This window comes from Mariniphaga sediminis (assembly GCF_003573545.1).
In the GTDB taxonomy this organism is placed as follows: Bacteria; Bacteroidota; Bacteroidia; order Bacteroidales; family Prolixibacteraceae; genus Mariniphaga; species Mariniphaga sediminis.
This window is the reverse complement of record NZ_QWET01000003.1, coordinates 383079-400705: the sequence shown is the minus strand read 5'-3', so window position 1 is coordinate 400705 and position 17627 is coordinate 383079. Positions and strand designations below refer to the sequence as shown.

14 protein-coding genes are annotated in these 17627 nt (G+C 44.1%); 7 read left to right on the top strand and 7 right to left on the bottom strand.

Annotation, left to right across the window (positions count from 1 at the left end; all coding sequences use genetic code 11):
- Nucleotides 1-832 precede the first annotated feature (832 nt).
- The 5 genes from D1164_RS06020 to D1164_RS06000 all read left to right on the top strand — a co-directional run bounded on the left by D1164_RS06020 (nucleotide 833) and on the right by D1164_RS06000 (nucleotide 6398).
- Nucleotides 833-2320, top strand: coding sequence for a M48 family metalloprotease (locus tag D1164_RS06020; protein WP_206610931.1), 1488 nt, complete (start codon nucleotides 833-835; stop codon nucleotides 2318-2320).
- 121 nt (nucleotides 2321-2441) lie between these two features.
- The gene (gene lpxK, locus D1164_RS06015) at nucleotides 2442-3548 is read left to right on the top strand and encodes a tetraacyldisaccharide 4'-kinase (RefSeq protein ID WP_119349042.1); all 1107 of its coding nucleotides are present in this window, start codon (nucleotides 2442-2444) and stop codon (nucleotides 3546-3548) included.
- A complete protein-coding gene (locus D1164_RS06010; protein ID WP_119349041.1) occupies nucleotides 3487-4299 on the top strand; it encodes a purine-nucleoside phosphorylase in 813 nt (270 codons plus the stop codon). Before lpxK ends, D1164_RS06010 begins: the two co-directional genes overlap by 62 nt.
- An 86-nt stretch (nucleotides 4300-4385) precedes the next feature.
- Nucleotides 4386-5330 carry an SMP-30/gluconolactonase/LRE family protein gene (locus tag D1164_RS06005; protein ID WP_119349040.1) on the top strand — a complete coding sequence of 315 codons (945 nt, stop codon included), beginning with the start codon at nucleotides 4386-4388 and terminating at the stop codon, nucleotides 5328-5330.
- 120 nt (nucleotides 5331-5450) lie between these two features.
- Complete coding sequence (locus tag D1164_RS06000; RefSeq protein WP_119349039.1) at nucleotides 5451-6398, top strand: pyridoxal-phosphate dependent enzyme; 948 nt, start codon at nucleotides 5451-5453, stop codon at nucleotides 6396-6398.
- 774 nt (nucleotides 6399-7172) lie between these two features.
- On the opposite strand, the gene D1164_RS05995 is transcribed toward D1164_RS06000, so the two are convergent.
- The 7 genes from D1164_RS05995 to D1164_RS05965 all read right to left on the bottom strand — a co-directional run bounded on the left by D1164_RS05995 (nucleotide 7173) and on the right by D1164_RS05965 (nucleotide 15110).
- The gene (locus D1164_RS05995; RefSeq protein ID WP_119349038.1) at nucleotides 7173-7934 is read right to left on the bottom strand and encodes a succinate dehydrogenase/fumarate reductase iron-sulfur subunit; all 762 of its coding nucleotides are present in this window, start codon (nucleotides 7932-7934) and stop codon (nucleotides 7173-7175) included.
- A 47-nt stretch (nucleotides 7935-7981) separates the two neighbouring features.
- Complete coding sequence (locus tag D1164_RS05990) at nucleotides 7982-9922, bottom strand: fumarate reductase/succinate dehydrogenase flavoprotein subunit (RefSeq protein WP_119349037.1); 1941 nt, start codon at nucleotides 9920-9922, stop codon at nucleotides 7982-7984.
- 23 nt (nucleotides 9923-9945) lie between these two features.
- Nucleotides 9946-10626 carry a succinate dehydrogenase cytochrome b subunit gene (locus D1164_RS05985; RefSeq protein WP_119349036.1) on the bottom strand — a complete coding sequence of 227 codons (681 nt, stop codon included), beginning with the start codon at nucleotides 10624-10626 and terminating at the stop codon, nucleotides 9946-9948.
- Between the two features lie 178 nt (nucleotides 10627-10804).
- Nucleotides 10805-11707 carry a CobW family GTP-binding protein gene (locus D1164_RS05980; RefSeq protein ID WP_119349035.1) on the bottom strand — a complete coding sequence of 301 codons (903 nt, stop codon included), beginning with the start codon at nucleotides 11705-11707 and terminating at the stop codon, nucleotides 10805-10807.
- Between the two features lie 10 nt (nucleotides 11708-11717).
- The gene (locus D1164_RS05975) at nucleotides 11718-12599 is read right to left on the bottom strand and encodes a homocysteine S-methyltransferase family protein (RefSeq protein ID WP_119349034.1); all 882 of its coding nucleotides are present in this window, start codon (nucleotides 12597-12599) and stop codon (nucleotides 11718-11720) included.
- 32 nt (nucleotides 12600-12631) lie between these two features.
- Nucleotides 12632-14251 (bottom strand): uroporphyrinogen decarboxylase family protein, encoded by a 1620-nt coding sequence (locus D1164_RS05970; protein ID WP_119349033.1) that lies wholly within the window; start codon nucleotides 14249-14251, stop codon nucleotides 12632-12634.
- Nucleotides 14252-14441: 190 nt separating this feature from the next.
- On the bottom strand, nucleotides 14442-15110 hold the full coding sequence (locus tag D1164_RS05965; protein WP_119349032.1) for a cobalamin B12-binding domain-containing protein: 669 nt from the start codon (nucleotides 15108-15110) through the stop codon (nucleotides 14442-14444).
- A 103-nt stretch (nucleotides 15111-15213) separates the two neighbouring features.
- Here D1164_RS05965 and D1164_RS05960 point away from each other — a divergent pair, with 103 nt between their 5' ends.
- Both D1164_RS05960 and D1164_RS05955 read left to right on the top strand, forming a co-directional pair.
- On the top strand, nucleotides 15214-16074 hold the full coding sequence (locus D1164_RS05960; RefSeq protein ID WP_119349031.1) for an AraC family transcriptional regulator: 861 nt from the start codon (nucleotides 15214-15216) through the stop codon (nucleotides 16072-16074).
- Between the two features lie 195 nt (nucleotides 16075-16269).
- Complete coding sequence (locus D1164_RS05955) at nucleotides 16270-17625, top strand: GntT/GntP/DsdX family permease (protein ID WP_119349030.1); 1356 nt, start codon at nucleotides 16270-16272, stop codon at nucleotides 17623-17625.
- Nucleotides 17626-17627: the final 2 nt, after the last annotated feature.

Sequence of the window (17627 nt, the reverse complement as noted above, 5' to 3'; positions counted from 1 at the left end):
AAATCTCGTCAGGGAGCACTAGTTTTAAAAGCTCACCATAGGTATCAATCTGTTCCAATTCTCTGTATTTTTTTACCCCACAAAGTTGAAAATTTAAACCTTACCCCACAAGAATTTAAATTGATCCAATTTATTTCTCCTTGAACAGAATCCGAAATTCAGTAATAATTTTTAACGCATCAGTAGTATTTTGGAATATTAATTAATTTATTTTGATTTAGTCTATGTTTACTTTTTATAAAGTGAATTCAAGGTCTATGTTAATTGGAAAAAGTAATAGTTGGAATCACTCTAATTTTTCTCTGACGCTGGTTTAATCGGCTTTCATAGTCCGGTTTTGACTTCTGCCTGACCTTATTTCCCTTCTGCCAGCCCTAATAACTCTGAAGCAAAATTCAGAAAGCAAATAAAAATGTAGAAATTTTTGGCTTTTTTCTTTGCACTATTTTTGAAAAATAGTGCAAAGAAAATTGGGTTAAGACATTCTGTACCTTGTATTAAAGACTAAACTCAACCCAGAATCGTCCAGGTTTTTGTCCAGGATTCTTATAAAAACTTACCATTTATTGATAAACAATGGAATTTCAAAAATCGCAATGACAAGTATAACAAACTATTACAAACTAACAGGACGTATCATCTAGGACTCATAATCAGGGGGTCTCTGGTTCAAGCCCAGGTGGGCCCACAACAAGAAATAAGGCACTTTCAGCGATGAAGGTGCCTTTTGTTTTTTGGAGGACCAGTATACAAGCTCACTTCATTTTTATTTTATGCCGGAATCTGTATTTTTGATTAAAAATTCGGAAAGCTAATTTTAATGAAAAAAACAATGAGTAAAAAATCAGGAACAAAGAAAGCAATACAAATTGCCAATAAAGTCATACTTCTTTTAGTCATCGTATTAATGGTACCTTCATGTGCTGTTAACCCGGTAACCGGCAAGAGGCAGTTGATGCTCATGTCGGAAGCGCAGGAGGTGGAAATGGGAAAACAATACGATCCCCAGGTGGTGGCGAGTTTCGGTCTATACGAAAACGACCGGTTACTCAATTTTATTCAGCAAAAGGGAGTTGAAATGGGAAAGCTTTCCCATCGGCCTAACCTGGAATATCACTTCCGGATTTTGGATACCCCGGTAATAAATGCCTTTGCAGTACCGGGTGGTTATATTTATTTCACCCGGGGAATTTTGGCACAGTTTAATAACGAGGCTGAACTCATTGGCGTTCTGGGCCATGAAATGGGACACATCACTGCACGCCACTCTGCCAGTCAGCAAAGCAAGCAGCAATTGGGCCAACTTTTATTAGTAGGTGGCATGATTGCTTCGGAAGATTTCCGTGACTTTGCAGGGTACGCCATGCAGGGAATGCAACTACTCTTCCTTAAATTCAGTCGCGACAATGAGCGTGAAGCCGATCGCCTCGGCGTGGAGTATGCCTCACGCGTTCACTACGATGCCGAAAAGATGGCAGACTTTTTTAATGTGCTGAACAAAATGAATATGGCAAGTGATCATGGCGGAGTCCCTACTTTTCTTTCAACCCATCCCAACCCCTCCGATCGTTACAATTCAGTAAAACGATATACCGGACATTGGCAGGACAGCCTGGGATATTCCGACTGGAAAGTAAATGAAAACAACTACCTGCAAATGCTGGATGGTTTGGTTTACGGCGAAGATCCGCGCCAGGGTTTTGTAGATGGGAACGTTTTTTACCATCCCGAAATGAAGTTCAAATTTCCCATACCTTCCGGATGGAAACTGCAAAACTCACCCTTGCAGGTGCAAATGGCCCCGGAAGATGGCAAGGCGATGATGGTTTTTATGCTGTCGAAACAAAAATCGCCTGGAGAAGCAGCTGAAACCACGTTAAAGGATCTGAACCTGACCCTTCTCGATTCAAAACAAACCACTGTTAACGGATTGCCGGCAGTGGCAACAGTATCGGAACAGGTATCGCAAGACCAGCAGACAGGACAACAGAATGCAATAAAAGTATTGTCCTATTTTATTCAGTACGAAGGAGCGGTTTATGTTTTTCACGGAGTAGCGGCCGAAGCCGATTTCAATTCCTATTTCCGGACCATTGAATCAACCATGTCCAATTTCAGTCGTCTTTCCGAAGCATCAAAACTGAATGTAAAACCGCAACGGATCAAAGTTAAAAAGGTTCAGCGAAACGGAACCCTGGCCGAGGCATTTCGCTATTTTGGTGTTCCGCAAAGCCGCATGGACGAGCTGGCGCTGCTCAACAATCTCGAACTTTCTGACCGGGTGCAGACAGGAAAGTTGATAAAAATTATCGGGGAATAGTAGTCCGCCTCCATTTTCTTTTTCAATTTTTATGGTTCCTTTGAATAAAAGATGAGCAGTGCGTTTTTGGGAAAGACCACTGCATTTCTTTATCTTAGCGAACTGGAAAAAAATAAATTGAATGCTTAAAATACTACTCTACCCATTTGCTTTTCTTTACGGAATTATTGTGGCATTCCGCAATCGCCTTTACGATTTAAACATTCTAAAATCGAAAGAATTTGCCGTACCGGTTATCTCCATTGGCAACATTACTGTAGGCGGCACGGGCAAAACACCTCATGTGGAATACCTGGTAAAACTGCTCAAAGATACATTCAACGTGGCAACCCTTAGCCGGGGATACAAACGCAAAACGAGTGGTTTTAGATGGGTAGAGACAGGGTCAGGCGTTTGGGAAGTTGGCGACGAGCCGCTTCAGATTAAAAAGAAGTTCCCCGGAATTTCTGTTTCCGTTTGCGAAAACAGAGTAAAAGGTGTAGAGAAATTACTGGACCAGTCAGATGAAAAAACACCGGATGTTGTGTTACTCGATGATGCTTTTCAGCACCGGCGAATAACTCCCGGCATCAACATTCTGCTGATCGACTACAACCGTCCGTTGAATGAAGACCACCTGTTGCCCGTTGGCCGCCTCCGGGAAAGAGCAACCCAAATGCGCCGGGCAAGCATCATCATCTTCACTAAATGCCCCGGGGAGGTAACACCCATTATGCGGCGAATCCTGCAAAAGGAAGTACGGCTAAAACCTTACCAGGCGCTCTTTTTTACGACTTATTCCTATGGAAATATACGCCATGTTTTTTCAGGGAATGAACTGGAAAAAGATCTAAATACGAAACAATCCTACGCCATACTCATCGTAACCGGGATTGCCTATCCCAAACTCATTCCTGAACACCTGAAGCAGTTTTCGGGAGAGACAGAGATGATTACATTTTCGGATCACCATAACTATTCACAAGAAGATATCCGCCTGATAATGCGTAAATTTGAATCATTGAAAAATGAGCAAAAAATAATCGTTACCACGGAAAAGGATGCCGTACGTTTCGCCGGTATAGAGGAGTTGGATGAGCAATTCAAAAGCGTACTTTATTACCTGCCGGTGCAGGTTAAATTCCTCGACGAAGAGGGCAAGCTCTTTAATAAAAAGATTTTAAACTATGTTGGAAAAAATAAAAGCAACCGCGCACTTCATACAAAAAAGAATCAACGCCCGTCCTGAAACAGGAATCATTCTTGGGACCGGCTTGGGCGGCCTGGTGAACGATCTTGAAATCATTGATTCTATTCCTTATTCAGAAATCCCCCACTTCCCGGTTTCTACAGTGGACGGACATGCGGGAAGGTTGATTTACGGAAAACTGGGAAGCAAGGAAGTGATGGCCATGCAAGGCCGTTTTCATTATTACGAAGGGTATTCTATGCAGGAGGTCGTTTTTCCTGTAAGGGTAATGAAATATACAGGAGTCAGTCGCCTGTTCGTATCCAACGCTTCGGGCGGATTGAATCCGGATTGGCACGTAGGAGATATTGTACTGATAAACGACCACATCAATTTCTTCCCGGAGCACCCTCTGCGCGGAAAAAATGAAAAGGAGTTGGGGCCACGTTTCCCTGACATGAGCAGAATTTACGACGAAAGACTGCGAAACAAAGCCAAACTGATTGCACTGGAGCATAACATCCAGGTAAAAGAAGGAGTTTATGTCGGGGTGCAGGGACCCACATTTGAGACTCCTGCCGAGTACAAAATGTTTCGTATTCTGGGAGCCGACATTGTTGGAATGTCAACCGTACCCGAGGTAATTGCAGCCCAACACGCGGGCATGAAAGTTTTCGGCATTTCCATTATCACGGACAGTGGTGTTCCGGGTGAAATTGTCGAAATATCGCACGAAGAAGTACAGCAGGTCGCTATGAAAGCAGAACCCAAAATGACGCTGATTTTAAAAAAACTCATTGAAAGTATCTAAGAATGTGAAACTGATGATTTTTAATTTCAGATATTGCTCTCACAGCTCCTGCAAAAGCCGGAATCTTTAATACTAAAACAAAAAAAATGAAACCTATTTTATTGATACTTGTGGCTTCCGTTCTTCTTGTTTATTGTTCCACCCCCAAAAAGGACAAAACGGAACTGGTGCTCGACACACAATCTGATTTGGGCGAAGGAGCCATCTGGAACCATAAAACCGGTGAATTAATGTGGGTAAATATCACCGGAAAAATCCTCAATTTCTACAACCCGAAACTGAAATACAACAAGGAGATGTTTACCGGGCAAATGATTGGAACCGTGGTGCCTTCAGAATCAGGAAAAGCAATGATTGCGCTGGAAAACGGATTTTACCAGTTCGACCCGGAAACAGGTTCCAAACACTTTATTATTGATCCGGAAAAAGAAATCAGCGGCAATCGTTTCAACGACGGCAAATGCGACCCGGCGGGACGTTTCTGGGCAGGCACTATGAGCTTGGAAGGAAAAAAGAAGGCCGGCGCACTCTATCGACTTGATCCCGACAGTACTGTCCATAAAATGATTGAAGGGGTAACAACTTCCAACGGGATTGTCTGGTCGCGGGATCATACAAAAATGTATTACATCGATACCCCAACCCGAAAGGTAATGGCCTGGAACTACAACAACGAAACTGGAGAAATCAGTAATCCGCAAACAGCAATCGAAGTGCCCGAAGATATGGGATTTCCTGACGGAATGACTATTGATTCCGAAGGAAACGTATGGATTGCCCTGTGGGGCGGTGCGGCGGTAGGGTGCTGGAATCCCGAAACAGGGGAACTGCTCCGTACCATTGATGTGCCGGCCAAAAATGTTACTTCGTGCGCCTTTGGCGACGACGACCTTGGCACGTTGTACATTACTACTGCCAGGCAAAACACAAACGAAAAGGAACTTAAAAAATTCCCGCATGCCGGGGGCGTTTTTAAAATCCGTCCGGGAGTGAAAGGTGTCGAAGCCTGTTTTTTCAAAGATGAATTCTGATCAATAGAAAGATAAACGATTGCATCAGTCAAAGACGCTGAACAAACAAGGCGTTATTTATTTTAGGGGTACTCTGCAACCCGGTGTTTTTGTGTGAAATAAACTATTAACTCAAAAAGTATGAAATCTGTTCCCGATTTTTCCGATATCGAAAAAGCGCATTTAATCATTCACGAATACATCCACCGTACGCCCGCTTTAACATCAGCCAGTATAAACAGCATAACAGGTGCCGATGTGTATTTTAAATGCGAAAACTTTCAAAAAGTAGGTGCATTTAAGTTCCGGGGAGCCTGCAACGCGGTATTCTCATTGCCTCAGGAAGAGATGGAGCTGGGAGTGGCAACCCACTCCTCGGGAAACCATGCAGCAGCATTGGCCCTGGCTGCAAAAATACGCGGTATCGACGCTCACATTGTTATGCCCCGTACATCATCCGAAATTAAAAAGAAAGCTGTGGCCGGTTACGGCGCCAAAATCACTTTTTGCGAACCGACCCTGGAGGCAAGGGAAAATACCCTTGAAAAGGTAACCGGAAAAACCGGCGCCATTGAAGTGCATCCTTACGACAATTTTTTTGTGATTGCCGGACAAGGCACGGCAGCCAAAGAACTGATTGAAGATGCAGGCACATTTGATATTTTACTGGCGCCCGTGGGGGGCGGAGGGTTGCTCAGCGGAACAGCCATTTCAACCAAACACCTGCTGCCTGACTGCAAAGTGATTGCTACCGAACCAGCCGGCGCCGATGATGCTTTTCGGTCGTTCCGGGCAAAAAAACTGATTCCTTCAGTAAATCCAAAAACCATTGCCGACGGCCTGCTTACCTCCCTGAGCGATCGCACGTTTTCCGTTATTCTCGACAAAGTGGACGACATTGTCACTGTCTCGGAAGAGAAAATTGTGGAAGCCATGCGTCTTATCTGGGAACGGATGAAAATTATCGTAGAACCATCGTCTGCTGTTCCGCTGGCCGCCATCCTCGGAAATAAAGTGGAAGTAAAAAACAAAAAAGTGGGAATCATTCTTTCTGGCGGGAACGTGGATTTGGAGAGGCTGCCGTTTTAGGTATCACCTTGAAAAGTAGGTGAAGTAAAAAAGTAATCACGCTTAACTCTCAATATTCATTTAACTTTTTCCCTAACTTAAAATTTTCTCAAAACTAACTTTGAGGAAGTAATTAAATTTCAGGAAACAACGTAAATGTGATGTAGGATATTTTACTTACAAAACCTTATTCATGACAACTAACTGGTTATCCACTTGTTTGGGGCTTTGCCCCAATCCCCACTTTATTTTTCTCCCAGATGAGAAAAACGAAGCACGAGGAAGGCATTTCCGAGCATCATGTCAAAATTAACCTTGGCGTTTTTTCAATGTATCGAATTAGCCCGACTGACGGAATTTTGACACAGCCCGCATCAGGTATAGCTCACTTATAACCCGAAGTCAGGAATTGACAAAGCAGACCATTCTACATATGGACGTTTAGCACATCGGAGCGATGGCCTCGGTCGGTGAGCCGGAAAACAAGTGAAGACGGCGTTAAAAAATTACTGCTGTTTGAGGAGGTACGACGAGTTTCAGTAATTTTAGCCGGCAATACGTAGCTTTTCCGAGTGAAGCGAACGCAGCCTTGGGTTTTCTGTTTATCTCTTTGGGCTAAACCAAAGAGTAAAATCGGCCTGATAAGGCATAAAATATTGATGGAAAATGTATCTGAAAACTGACTAATCCACTGGATTTTTCAGCTGAGCCCGTTTTAGGTTCAGAACAAAACTACGAATAAAAAAAGCCTTTCCAAAAAGATGAAAAGGCTTTTACATTATCTGAAAATCTTGTTTATTCTGAAAATCTGGCCAGCAAGTATTCCCTGTTCAAACGGGCAATATTGGTAATGGAAATACTTTTGGGGCATTCTACTTCGCAGGCACCGGTATTGGTACAACCGCCAAAACCAAGCTCGTCCATTTTTGCCACCATCCTCCGGGCACGTTTTTTAGCTTCCACTTTCCCCTGGGGTAGTTTGGCAAGGTGCGAAACCTTGGCCGAAACAAAAAGCATTGCCGAAGAGTTTTTACATGCTGCCACACAAGCGCCACAACCAATACAAGCCGCAGCATCCATTGATTCCTCGGCATCTTCGTAAGGCACCGGAATGGCATTGGCATCAGGTACTCCGCCGGTATTTACTGAAATAAAACCACCGGCCCGAAGAATCTTTTCGAAAGCCGTGCGGTCAACCACCAGGTCTTTTATCACCGGGAAGGCCTTTGCCCGCCAGGGTTCAATGGTAATGGTTTCGCCATCATTAAACTTACGCATGTGCAGCTGACAGGTGGTCACCTCTGTATCCGGCCCGTGTGGGCGACCATTAATGTAAAGACTGCACGTACCGCAAATACCTTCACGACAATCGTGGTCAAAAGCAATGGGATCTTGCCCATCAATAATCAGTTTGTCATTCAGGATATCCAGCATCTCGAGAAAAGACGACCCGGTAGAGATATTTTCGATGGTGTAAGTTTCGAATCTTCCTTTGTCGGCAGCATTCTTTTGCCGCCACACTTTTATATTGAGTTTTTTAAGAATTTTATCTGCCATATCGATAGTATTTATTTTTCAATGTCACTACTCAAACCTTTATCCCACTACTTATAACTTCTTTGAGTTAGCTCCACATTCTCAAATACCAGGTCTTCTTTATGAAGCACCGGTTCTTGTCCTTCGCCTTTATACTCCCAACTGGAAACATAGGTAAATGACTTATCATTTCGTTTAGCTTCACCGTCTTCGGTAACCGATTCTTCCCGGAAATGGCCGCCGCATGATTCGTTGCGGTTGAGCGCATCCAGTGCCATCAGCTCACCAATATCAAAGAAATCAGCTACACGGCCAGCTTTTTCCAGCTCCGGATTCAGGTTATCCAGTTCTCCCGGCACCTTCACGTCCTTCCAAAACTCATCCCTTATTTCCCGAATAAGTTGAACCGCTTTTTTCAGCCCTTCTTCGTTGCGCGACATACCAACGTAGTCCCACATTACCTGTCCCAGCTTTTTATGGAAATAATCCACCGGTTTGGAACCTTTAATATTGTATAATTTTTCAATTCTTGACGTAACGGCTTTTTCTGCTTCTTCAAACTCCGGTGTATTTGTATCCGCTTTCGGAGTCATAATTTCATTGGCAAGGTAATCCCCTATTGTATAAGGAAGCACAAAATACCCGTCGGCCAGTCCCTGCATAAGCGCCGAGGCTCCCAGCCTGTTGGCCCCATGGTCAGAGAAGTTAGCCTCACCAATAGAGTAGAGCCCCGAAACAGTTGTCATCAGGTTGTAATCAACCCATGATCCACCCATGGAGTAGTGGATAGCCGGATAAATCATCATTGGCTCTTTATACGGATCCACATCGGTAATTTTTTCGTACATCTGGAAAAGGTTACCGTAGCGTGCTTTAATCACATCTTTTCCGAGTCGTTCAATCGCATATTTAAAATCGAGGTACACTGCTTTTCCTTCCGCGTTCACGCCAAAACCTTCATCGCAACGCTCTTTAGCAGCCCGTGAAGCCACATCGCGGGGCACCAGGTTTCCATAAGAAGGGTAACGGCGCTCCAGATAAAAGTCACGATCATCTTCTGCAATATCATTTGGACCGATTTCCCCTTTACGAAGTTTTTCAGCATCTTCTTTTTTCTTCGGAACCCAAACACGACCGTCGTTACGCAGCGATTCCGACATGAGGGTCAGTTTCGACTGCTGGTCTCCATGCACCGGAATACATGTGGGGTGAATCTGAACAAAGCACGGGTTGGCAAAGAAAGCACCTTTTTTGTAACACTGCCAGGCTGCCGATCCGTTACTTCCCATAGCATTGGTAGAAAGGAAGAATACGTTTCCGTATCCGCCGGTAGCCACAACCACGGCGTGGGCGCCAAAACGTTTGATTTCGCCGGTAACAAGGTCACGGGCAATAATTCCCCGGGCCTTTCCGTCGACGATAACCACGTCGAGCATCTCATGGCGACTGTACATTTCCACATTTCCTTTGTCAATCTGACGGTTCATGGCCTGGTAAGCCCCCAGAAGTAACTGCTGACCGGTTTGCCCACGGGCATAAAATGTACGGCTAACCAACACTCCTCCAAATGAACGGTTGGCAAGTAACCCTCCGTATTCACGTCCGAAAGGAACACCTTGCGCCACACACTGATCAATAATATTAGGAGAGACCTCAGCCAAACGGTAAACATTGGCTTCGCGCGAGCGATAATCGCCTCCTTTAATCGTATCGTAAAACAACCGGAAAACCGAGTCGTTATCGTTTTGATAATTCTTAGCTGCGTTGATACCGCCCTGTGCCGCAATAGAGTGGGCACGACGCGGGCTATCCTGGTAACAAAAAGCTTTTACATTGTATCCCAATTCGGCCAATGAAGCTGCGGCAGAGGCTCCCCCCAAACCTGTTCCAACGACAATAATATCAAGTTTTCGCTTATTTGCCGGACTCACTACTTTAATACCGGCTTTGTGCCTGCTCCATTTTTCAGCTAAAGGCCCTTCAGGTATTTTGGAATTTAATATGCTCATAATCAAACGAATTTCAAAAAAAATTAAAACTTAATGAGGAAGTACAACGGGATGATAGAAAAACCGATAGCAACAATAACAGAGAATATTTTTCCCAGAACTTGCAACCTGCTAATCCAATGCTTATTGCTCAAACCCAAGGTCTGAAAACCAGACCAAAATCCATGAGAAAGATGAAACCCAAGTAAAATACCTCCTACAATATAAAACAGATCGTAGGCCACACTGCTCCTAAACAAACCTGCAACAAGGGAATAGGTATCCTCCATCTCCTCTCCTCCAATAATCACCGAATTCATTGACTCCGGGTTAAATTTAATGACCCAGAAAAACTGGAGAACATGGACAATCAAGAAGACAAGAACCAATGCTCCAAGAACAAGCATATTCCGCGATGTCCATGTGCTGGAAACACCGGAACTTTTTCTGTCGTATTTTACCGGACGGGCCTTCCAGTTTTGGTACTCCAGAAAAAAGGACCAAAGGATGTGAACAAGGAATCCAATGCCCAACAATGGCTCCATGATTTTAACAACAGGGTTGGTCCCCATAAAATGGGCTGCCTGGTTAAAGAGCTCACCGCTGTCATCAAAAATCAATAATATATTCACAGTCAGGTGCACAGCAATGAACACAACCAGGAACAGTCCTGAAACACCCATAATAAATTTTCTGCCAATTGATGCAGTCAAAAACTTGCTCATAAATTTTTTATTTAATCTTGTTGACAATAATATTTGGGCACAAAAGTAGCTGAACCGCCTGTTATCCCCAAAAAGTTCGGTCTAAAATAGCTAATTTAAATTGTTTCTAAGAAGGTCTGACAAGGATATTTATACCGACCAGCCTACACCCCACTAAAATATAAAGCGAATGCTTGTTTCAATGAAGTTCCCTAAATGCCTGATTCCATTCACGCAGAGCGAATTGGTCGGATAAAGCTACCAACTCCGTCGGGTGAAAATTAGCTGAGATTTCCTTAAATTCAATTTTTTCGAAAACACATTGAACGGCAACGGTTTTTCCATCCTTAAGATTTACGTAACCTTTAATCCGGTATGATTTAGGAGCCCATTCATTAAAAAAACCAACCATGGATTCCCGGGAAATTTTTTTCCCGCTTTTGATAACCATAGAATTCACATCCGGACGGGCAAGCGGTTGCCCCATATCAGGATAAAATTTGGAAACAGAAACGCCGCCTAACGTAAAATCCACATCACAGAAAGTAGTCCTTTTGATTTCAGCAAAAGGATTCAGGTCCCTGACGGTTTCTTCAACATGTGAAACGCTATCATTTTCAACCACATCCGTTTTATTGATGAGGACTACATCGGCCATACGAATCTGTTGACTCACACGTTGCTTCATTAAACCTGTTTTTCTAAAACTGCAGGCATCCACAATACACCAGTTAGAGGCAAGGTAAATCCGTTCGGAAAGACTGCCGGCCGATACAACCTCGGCAACCGACGTAGTATCAGAAAGACCCGATGCCTCAATGATTAAAACATCAGGATTGTATTCTTTGGTAAATTTTTCCAGAGAACGGGTAAAATCACCCAGCAAACAGACGCAAAAAACCGATCCTTTATTCATTTCCAGTAAATGAAAATCTTTACCAGACCCTTTCAGTTCTGCACCGTCGATATTGGAAGGGGCAAACTCATTCTGAATAATTCCCAGTGTGTATTCTTCAGCATACGTGTCAATAATCCGCTTCAGAAAAGTGGTTTTACCGCTTCCAAGAAAACCGGAGATTATATGAAAAGGTATTTTTTGCATCGCCGTTTTCTTAACTCTTATCTATGGCATCCCTGACTTTACAAATATGCTCCGGGGTGGTACCGCAGCAACCTCCAATCACATTGGCTCCGGCCTTAATAATTTTCGGCACCAGTGTGGCCATCTCGTCCGGTTTTTCCGGGAAAACCGTTTCTCCGTCACTGTAAACCGGCATGCCGGCATTGGCATGAACAAGAATTGGAATTTCAGCATTTGCTTTACGAATCTCTTCCACAATAGCAACCATTCCAACCATACCATTACCACAATTGGCCCCAATTAACTCTGCACCTGCCCCAACCAGAGTCTGCACCATTTCGGTGGGCGAAACCCCCATCATAGATCGGAATTCACCGGTAACCGTTTTTTCAAAGGTCATGGTGCAAAATACTTCCAGCCGGGTATGTTGTTTTGCAGCCTGAATAGCAATTCGCGCCTCATCGAGGTCGCTCATGGTCTCGATCATAATAGCGTCAGCCCCTCCGCTTTCCAGTCCTTTTGCCTGCTCTTTGAAAGCCTCGAAAAGTTCTTCTTCCGTCACATCGCCCATCATCAGTATTTTTCCGGTTGGCCCCACCGAACCGAGGACAAACTTGTCTCCGGCCGCCTTCCGGCTGATTTCGGCTGCAGCTTTGTTCAGCTCGAAAACTTTATCTTCCAGACCATATTTTTCCAGCTTAAAGCGTGTTCCGCCAAAACTGTTGGTTTCAACCATGTCGGCACCGGCCTCGATGTAACTCCGGGCAATATCCAGGACTTCATCCGGATGGGTAATATTCCACTCTTCGGGGCACTCCCCGGTTTTTAGTCCTTTTTGTTGCAAAAAAGTGCCCCAGGCGCCGTCAGAAACCAGCACTTTCCCCAGCTTTATTTTATCAAGTATTTTGCCCATTCTTATTGTTTCCCGCTAAATTACTAAAAATGTCACAACTCCTTGAGCCACTCCCGAATTACCTCAACAGAAGGAAGCGAACCTTCGGATTTTATTTTGTAGCTGACAGCCACCGCCGCCGGGGTTTGGGTTACACCGTAAGAAGCGAGTTTCTCTCTTCCGGCAACAACTTTTATTTCCACATCTTTACCCAACTCGGTGAGGGCCCGCATCGCCCGTTCCTGCAGCTCCCGGCATTGACTTTCCTCTTCTCCCAGCAAAATGAACTCGCTGCGTTTCGATCGTATTTTTAATTTTAGTTTTTCATTGATACGTTTCTGAATGGCTGCCACCAATTCCTTCTCCGGCGGTATTTGGGAAACAAAAGCAATCTTTCCGTCGATGCAGATAGTAGGAATGTTTTTTACCATCAATGACGACATAAAACTTACGGCCTCCATTTTTTTTATGGCATGTTCACGCCACTCCACCACCCCATCGAAATGGGGTGCCACCCTTTTTACAGCCTCCACCATGTATTGGCAGGGTGCGCAGGATTCAGAATCAAGTGTAATAATATCTACAATCACTTTTTCGGCCTGCCCGTAATCTTTCATATTGAAAATCTCCAACGTACTTTCCTTTTTTTCAAGCGTACGCACCACATCCTGCTGGTAGGGATCGTGTATCAGGGCAGTAACAGCCTTCAGGTTTTTAAGCGGTGTTTCACGTGGCAGATCGCAACCGGGCGCTAAAATAAATCCGGTTTTCCCTCCCAGATCGAGGCATTCAAGTGTATGCTCCCGGCAATCGTCAGCGCTTCCCATCAACAACACCACCGTCAGTTTCAGGTTACCGCCAAAACTGATCCCTTTTTCAAGGGTTATCTCTTTCACAAAATCGAGCGGTATGTTTTCATCGATAGAAACATTGTCTGGCCGGCAGTTGCACATAGCTTCAATATTTTGCTGGGCATGACCGCAAACAAAAAACGAACTGAGTTTTCCTTTTATCCGGATATCCTCAAAAATACGGGAGACAAAAGGGGTAACAAAGTTTTCGAATGTGACCGGATCAATTTGGCTGGTCATTGGGTCGACCACTGCGATAACGTCGCATCCGGCATCCATATAGTATTCTGCCATTTTCTGCCCCACCTGCGTACAAAATTCCATCACCTCGTTCACTTCCTCCGGTGCTTCAAACAGCTTCATAAAAATATCCGTCCCCAATAAATGCAATGCCAGGGTGAACGGACCGGTAATCAGGCCATAAAGTGCGATATCCGGGTATTTCTCCCGGAGAATTTTAGTGGCTTCCAGGCAAACGGGAATACGCCCGTCACCTGCTCCGGGAATTTTCAAATCACTTCTTTTTTTCCCTTCTGCAAGCGGATGTGAAACTACCGCCGGCGGGCCCGATTCCGACCAACGCAACTTGCAATCCAATACTTCGGCTTCCACCTGTAAATCAAACACAACAGGAATCCCATCCGGATTGTATTCTTCCACAGCTTTACTGATTCCTTTTACAATTTCGCCGGAAGATTTCAAATACGTTTCCGCATCGGTGCCGGTTAAAAAGCCACCGTGCACTCCTACAAAAGGAACCCATGGTACACGTTCCACCGGTTGCAGGGCAAAAGCCTTTTTAATTAATTCAAGTCCTTTCATTTTCTTTGTATTATTTCATCAAGTTGCAAGTAAAAAGACAGCTTCTCCCCTTTAATAACAGACATAATCTTTCCTCTTCGAGAAATTTCGCATTTCTCAAATTCATACAACTTCTAAACAAAATCTGATTTAATTTACGCGAATAGCTTAGTCTGTGCCGCTACCCACATTTTGCTATCATTTATCTGGTTCAGGCCACCTGTGCATTCAAATATTCTACCAGCCCCTGTGGATCGGGAGAATAAACATCGGCGCCTATTTTTTTGCGGAAGTCATCCGTTACGGGCGCACCCCCCACCGCAACTTTGGCTTCGGGAATGGCTTCCTTGATTGCTTTGGTAATTTTTTCCATACTTACCATAGTGGTGGTTAGCAACGCCGATAATCCCACAAATGCATTTTGGTGTTCTTTAATGGCAGACACAAACTGTTCGGCTTTCACATCGGTACCCAAATCCACTACTTTCCAGCCATTGCCTTCGACCATCATCGAAACCAGGTTTTTTCCAATGTCGTGCAAATCACCTTCTACCGTACCAATAATAAATGTGCCCTTTTCCTTCACTTCTCCCGAAAGGAAAAATGGTTTCAAATGAATCATCGCTGTACTCATTGCTTTGGCCGACATGAGCACTTGCGGAACAAACACTTTGTTTTCGCGGAATTTAATCCCCACCTTCTCCATCCCGACCATCAACCCTTCTGTAAGAATTCGTTGAGCAGAAATACCTTCGTCCAGGGCCTGCCTGGTAAGTTCATCGGCACCGTCCTGCCCTTTCATTTGCGGGGGAAACGGCGCAACTTTGTTGATTTTTCCGAATTCAATACACTCGGCAATATTTGACAATAGTTCACTCATAATTTTTCTGTAGATTTTTGGTTTTCACAAAAGTATGAGCAGTTAAATTGGGAAAAAATAGTATTTTCTTTGAAAAAGATGGACAATATTACTTTATTTGCTTATGATTAAAGAAATCCGGTATTTCAGGCTGCCAACCTCCCCGGGAAATGAACAAAAAATGAATCCGCTTACCCGTGATTTGTATCTTGTCAACACAGGTGAAATAGAAGTGGAAAAGGGTTCTGCATGGGATTCGGAAGGAAAAACAGAAAATTACCTGCTGGCTTTTTGCACTAAGGGAGAAGGGGTTGTAATGCTGGGTGGTGAGCAGGTTCCGGTTTCATCTGATCAATTTTTTATTGTACCCCGGGGTGAAGTTTTCCGGTTTTATTCAGTATTAAAGTCCCCCACCCGCTTCCTTACAGCCGGATTTGACGGACGAAATGTCAAACATCTGGAGCGTGAATTTTCGGTGGTTCGCAACCTGGTGCCCTCCGTAAATAATATGGTAGCCAACCGGGAAATGCTCTTCGATGAAATTTTCAATAACCTCTCAAAAGGCTTTCACGATCAGAATCTGGAGTATGTAAATTTTTGTTTTGGCCACCTGCTTGCCACATTTATTTATGCCAATCGCACCAGCGATGATCTGGCTGACGAATCTAACCCAGGTGTGCGCCGGGCTATCCATTTCCTGGACAAAAACCTGCACAAAAAGCTGTCACTTCAGCAAATTGCCCACGAGGCAGGTTACTCTCCCACATACTTTACCACTCTTTTCAGGGAAGAGACCAACTATGCCCCTTTAAGTTATTTCTCGCATTTAAAAACACTGAAAGCCTGCGAGTTTCTGGACTACACCAGAATGAAAGTAAAAGAAATTTCATATAATCTGGGATATTCCGATCCCTATTATTTCACACGTGATTTCAAAAAGAAAATGGGAATGTCGCCAAGGCAATACCGAAACCGAATCCGGTAACCTGTTCATTCTTTATAAAAGAAAATGGACAAATCATTACTTGTTATAATCTGATAAATTCAGATTCATTGGTTTTTAATACCCATTCAACCAACTCTGGTTTTGATGCCTGAATATTCAACTAATCTTTTCTCACTCACATAAATTCAATCTATAATCTTATTTTTATGGCTAAATAGCTATATCCATATTATTATGTCAACACCTTTTCTGGTATTTATTGTTATTTCAGCCGTAGCATTACTGCTGTTTATGGTACTGAAATTCAAAATCAGTGCATTTATTTCACTCTTAATCACAGCCATCTACGTAGGAATAGTTGCCGGCATGCCCCTGGACGGAATTATCCGGTCTATTCAGGATGGTATGGCAGGAACACTCGGTTTTGTAGCCACCGTAGTAGGGTTAGGCGCCATTTTCGGACAGATGCTGGAAAGTTCGGGAGGAGCAGAATCACTGGCTCATTACCTGGTAAAAAAATTTGGCAAAGACCGTGCCTCGTGGGCCATGGTCATTACTGGTTTTGTGGTGGCCATCCCGGTTTTCCTCGATGTAGGTTTTATCATCCTCGTTCCCATCATATACGCATTGGCCAGGGATACCAAACGTTCACTCCTTTATTATGCTATTCCGTTACTGGCCGGACTAGCGGTAACACACAGCTTTATTCCTCCCACACCTGGTCCGGTAGCTGTGGCTGATATCATTAACGCACAATTGGGATGGGTTATCCTGTTTGGTATTATTCTGGGCTTTCCAACTGCAGTAATTGCCGGCCCTGTTTGGGGGAAATACATTTCAAAAAAAATTCACCTGGAGCCACCGTTCGATTTCGATAAAGAACCCAAAGAAGTTGATCCCAAAAATTTGCCCCCTTTCCGGATGATTGCCATTATCATTTCCATCCCGCTGCTCCTGATTCTTGTCAATACTTTTACAGGGTTGGCCGTGTCAAAAGAATTCATTTCAAAATCGGTCACTACCGATATTCTGGAGTTTCTCGGGCATCCTTTCTCCGCACTGATTATTGCCACACTGATCGCCATCTATTTCTTGTGCATCAAACGGGGAATGGACAAACAAAAGATTCTCGAACTAAGCACCAAAGCTCTTGGTCCGGCAGGAATCATCATTCTGATTACCGGTGCCGGCGGTGTATTGAAACAGATACTGGTTGACAGCGGCATTGGAAAAATCATGGCTGAATCCATGGCAAATTCAGCTTTGCCTCCCATTCTGCTGGCCTGGCTGCTTGCTGCCATTGTCCGGGTTACCCAGGGTTCAGCAACAGTGGCTATGATTACTGCTGCGGGAATCATAGCCCCGGTTTTAAGTGAGTTCGGATTAAATGATCCGCAACGTGCATTGGTGGTTATTGCCATTGCTTCTGGTGCCACATTGCTTTCGCATGTAAACGACAGCGGTTTCTGGTTGGTAGGAAAATACCTCGGCATGAATGAAAAACAAACCCTCCAAAGCTGGACGGTGATGGAAACAATTATAGCTCTTTGCGGGCTAGTTTTTACCCTGCTTGCAAGTTTACTGTTTTAGAA

Excerpts from the sequence above, each read along its gene's own strand:
- lpxK (WP_119349042.1), top strand. The coding sequence starts at position 2,442 with ATGCTTAAAATACTACTCTACCCATTTGCTTTTCTTTACGGAATTATT.
- D1164_RS06020 (WP_206610931.1), top strand. The coding sequence starts at position 833 with ATGAGTAAAAAATCAGGAACAAAGAAAGCAATACAAATTGCCAATAAA.
- D1164_RS05960 (WP_119349031.1), top strand. The coding sequence starts at position 15,214 with ATGATTAAAGAAATCCGGTATTTCAGGCTGCCAACCTCCCCGGGAAAT.
- D1164_RS05980 (WP_119349035.1), bottom strand. The coding sequence starts at position 11,707 with ATGCAAAAAATACCTTTTCATATAATCTCCGGTTTTCTTGGAAGCGGT.
- D1164_RS05965 (WP_119349032.1), bottom strand. The coding sequence starts at position 15,110 with ATGAGTGAACTATTGTCAAATATTGCCGAGTGTATTGAATTCGGAAAA.
- D1164_RS05995 (WP_119349038.1), bottom strand. The coding sequence starts at position 7,934 with ATGGCAGATAAAATTCTTAAAAAACTCAATATAAAAGTGTGGCGGCAA.
- D1164_RS05955 (WP_119349030.1), top strand. The coding sequence starts at position 16,270 with ATGTCAACACCTTTTCTGGTATTTATTGTTATTTCAGCCGTAGCATTA.
- D1164_RS05990 (WP_119349037.1), bottom strand. The coding sequence starts at position 9,922 with ATGAGCATATTAAATTCCAAAATACCTGAAGGGCCTTTAGCTGAAAAA.
- D1164_RS05970 (WP_119349033.1), bottom strand. The coding sequence starts at position 14,251 with ATGAAAGGACTTGAATTAATTAAAAAGGCTTTTGCCCTGCAACCGGTG.
- D1164_RS06000 (WP_119349039.1), top strand. The coding sequence starts at position 5,451 with ATGAAATCTGTTCCCGATTTTTCCGATATCGAAAAAGCGCATTTAATC.
- D1164_RS05975 (WP_119349034.1), bottom strand. The coding sequence starts at position 12,599 with ATGGGCAAAATACTTGATAAAATAAAGCTGGGGAAAGTGCTGGTTTCT.
- D1164_RS06005 (WP_119349040.1), top strand. The coding sequence starts at position 4,386 with ATGAAACCTATTTTATTGATACTTGTGGCTTCCGTTCTTCTTGTTTAT.
- D1164_RS06010 (WP_119349041.1), top strand. The coding sequence starts at position 3,487 with ATGTTGGAAAAAATAAAAGCAACCGCGCACTTCATACAAAAAAGAATC.
- D1164_RS05985 (WP_119349036.1), bottom strand. The coding sequence starts at position 10,626 with ATGAGCAAGTTTTTGACTGCATCAATTGGCAGAAAATTTATTATGGGT.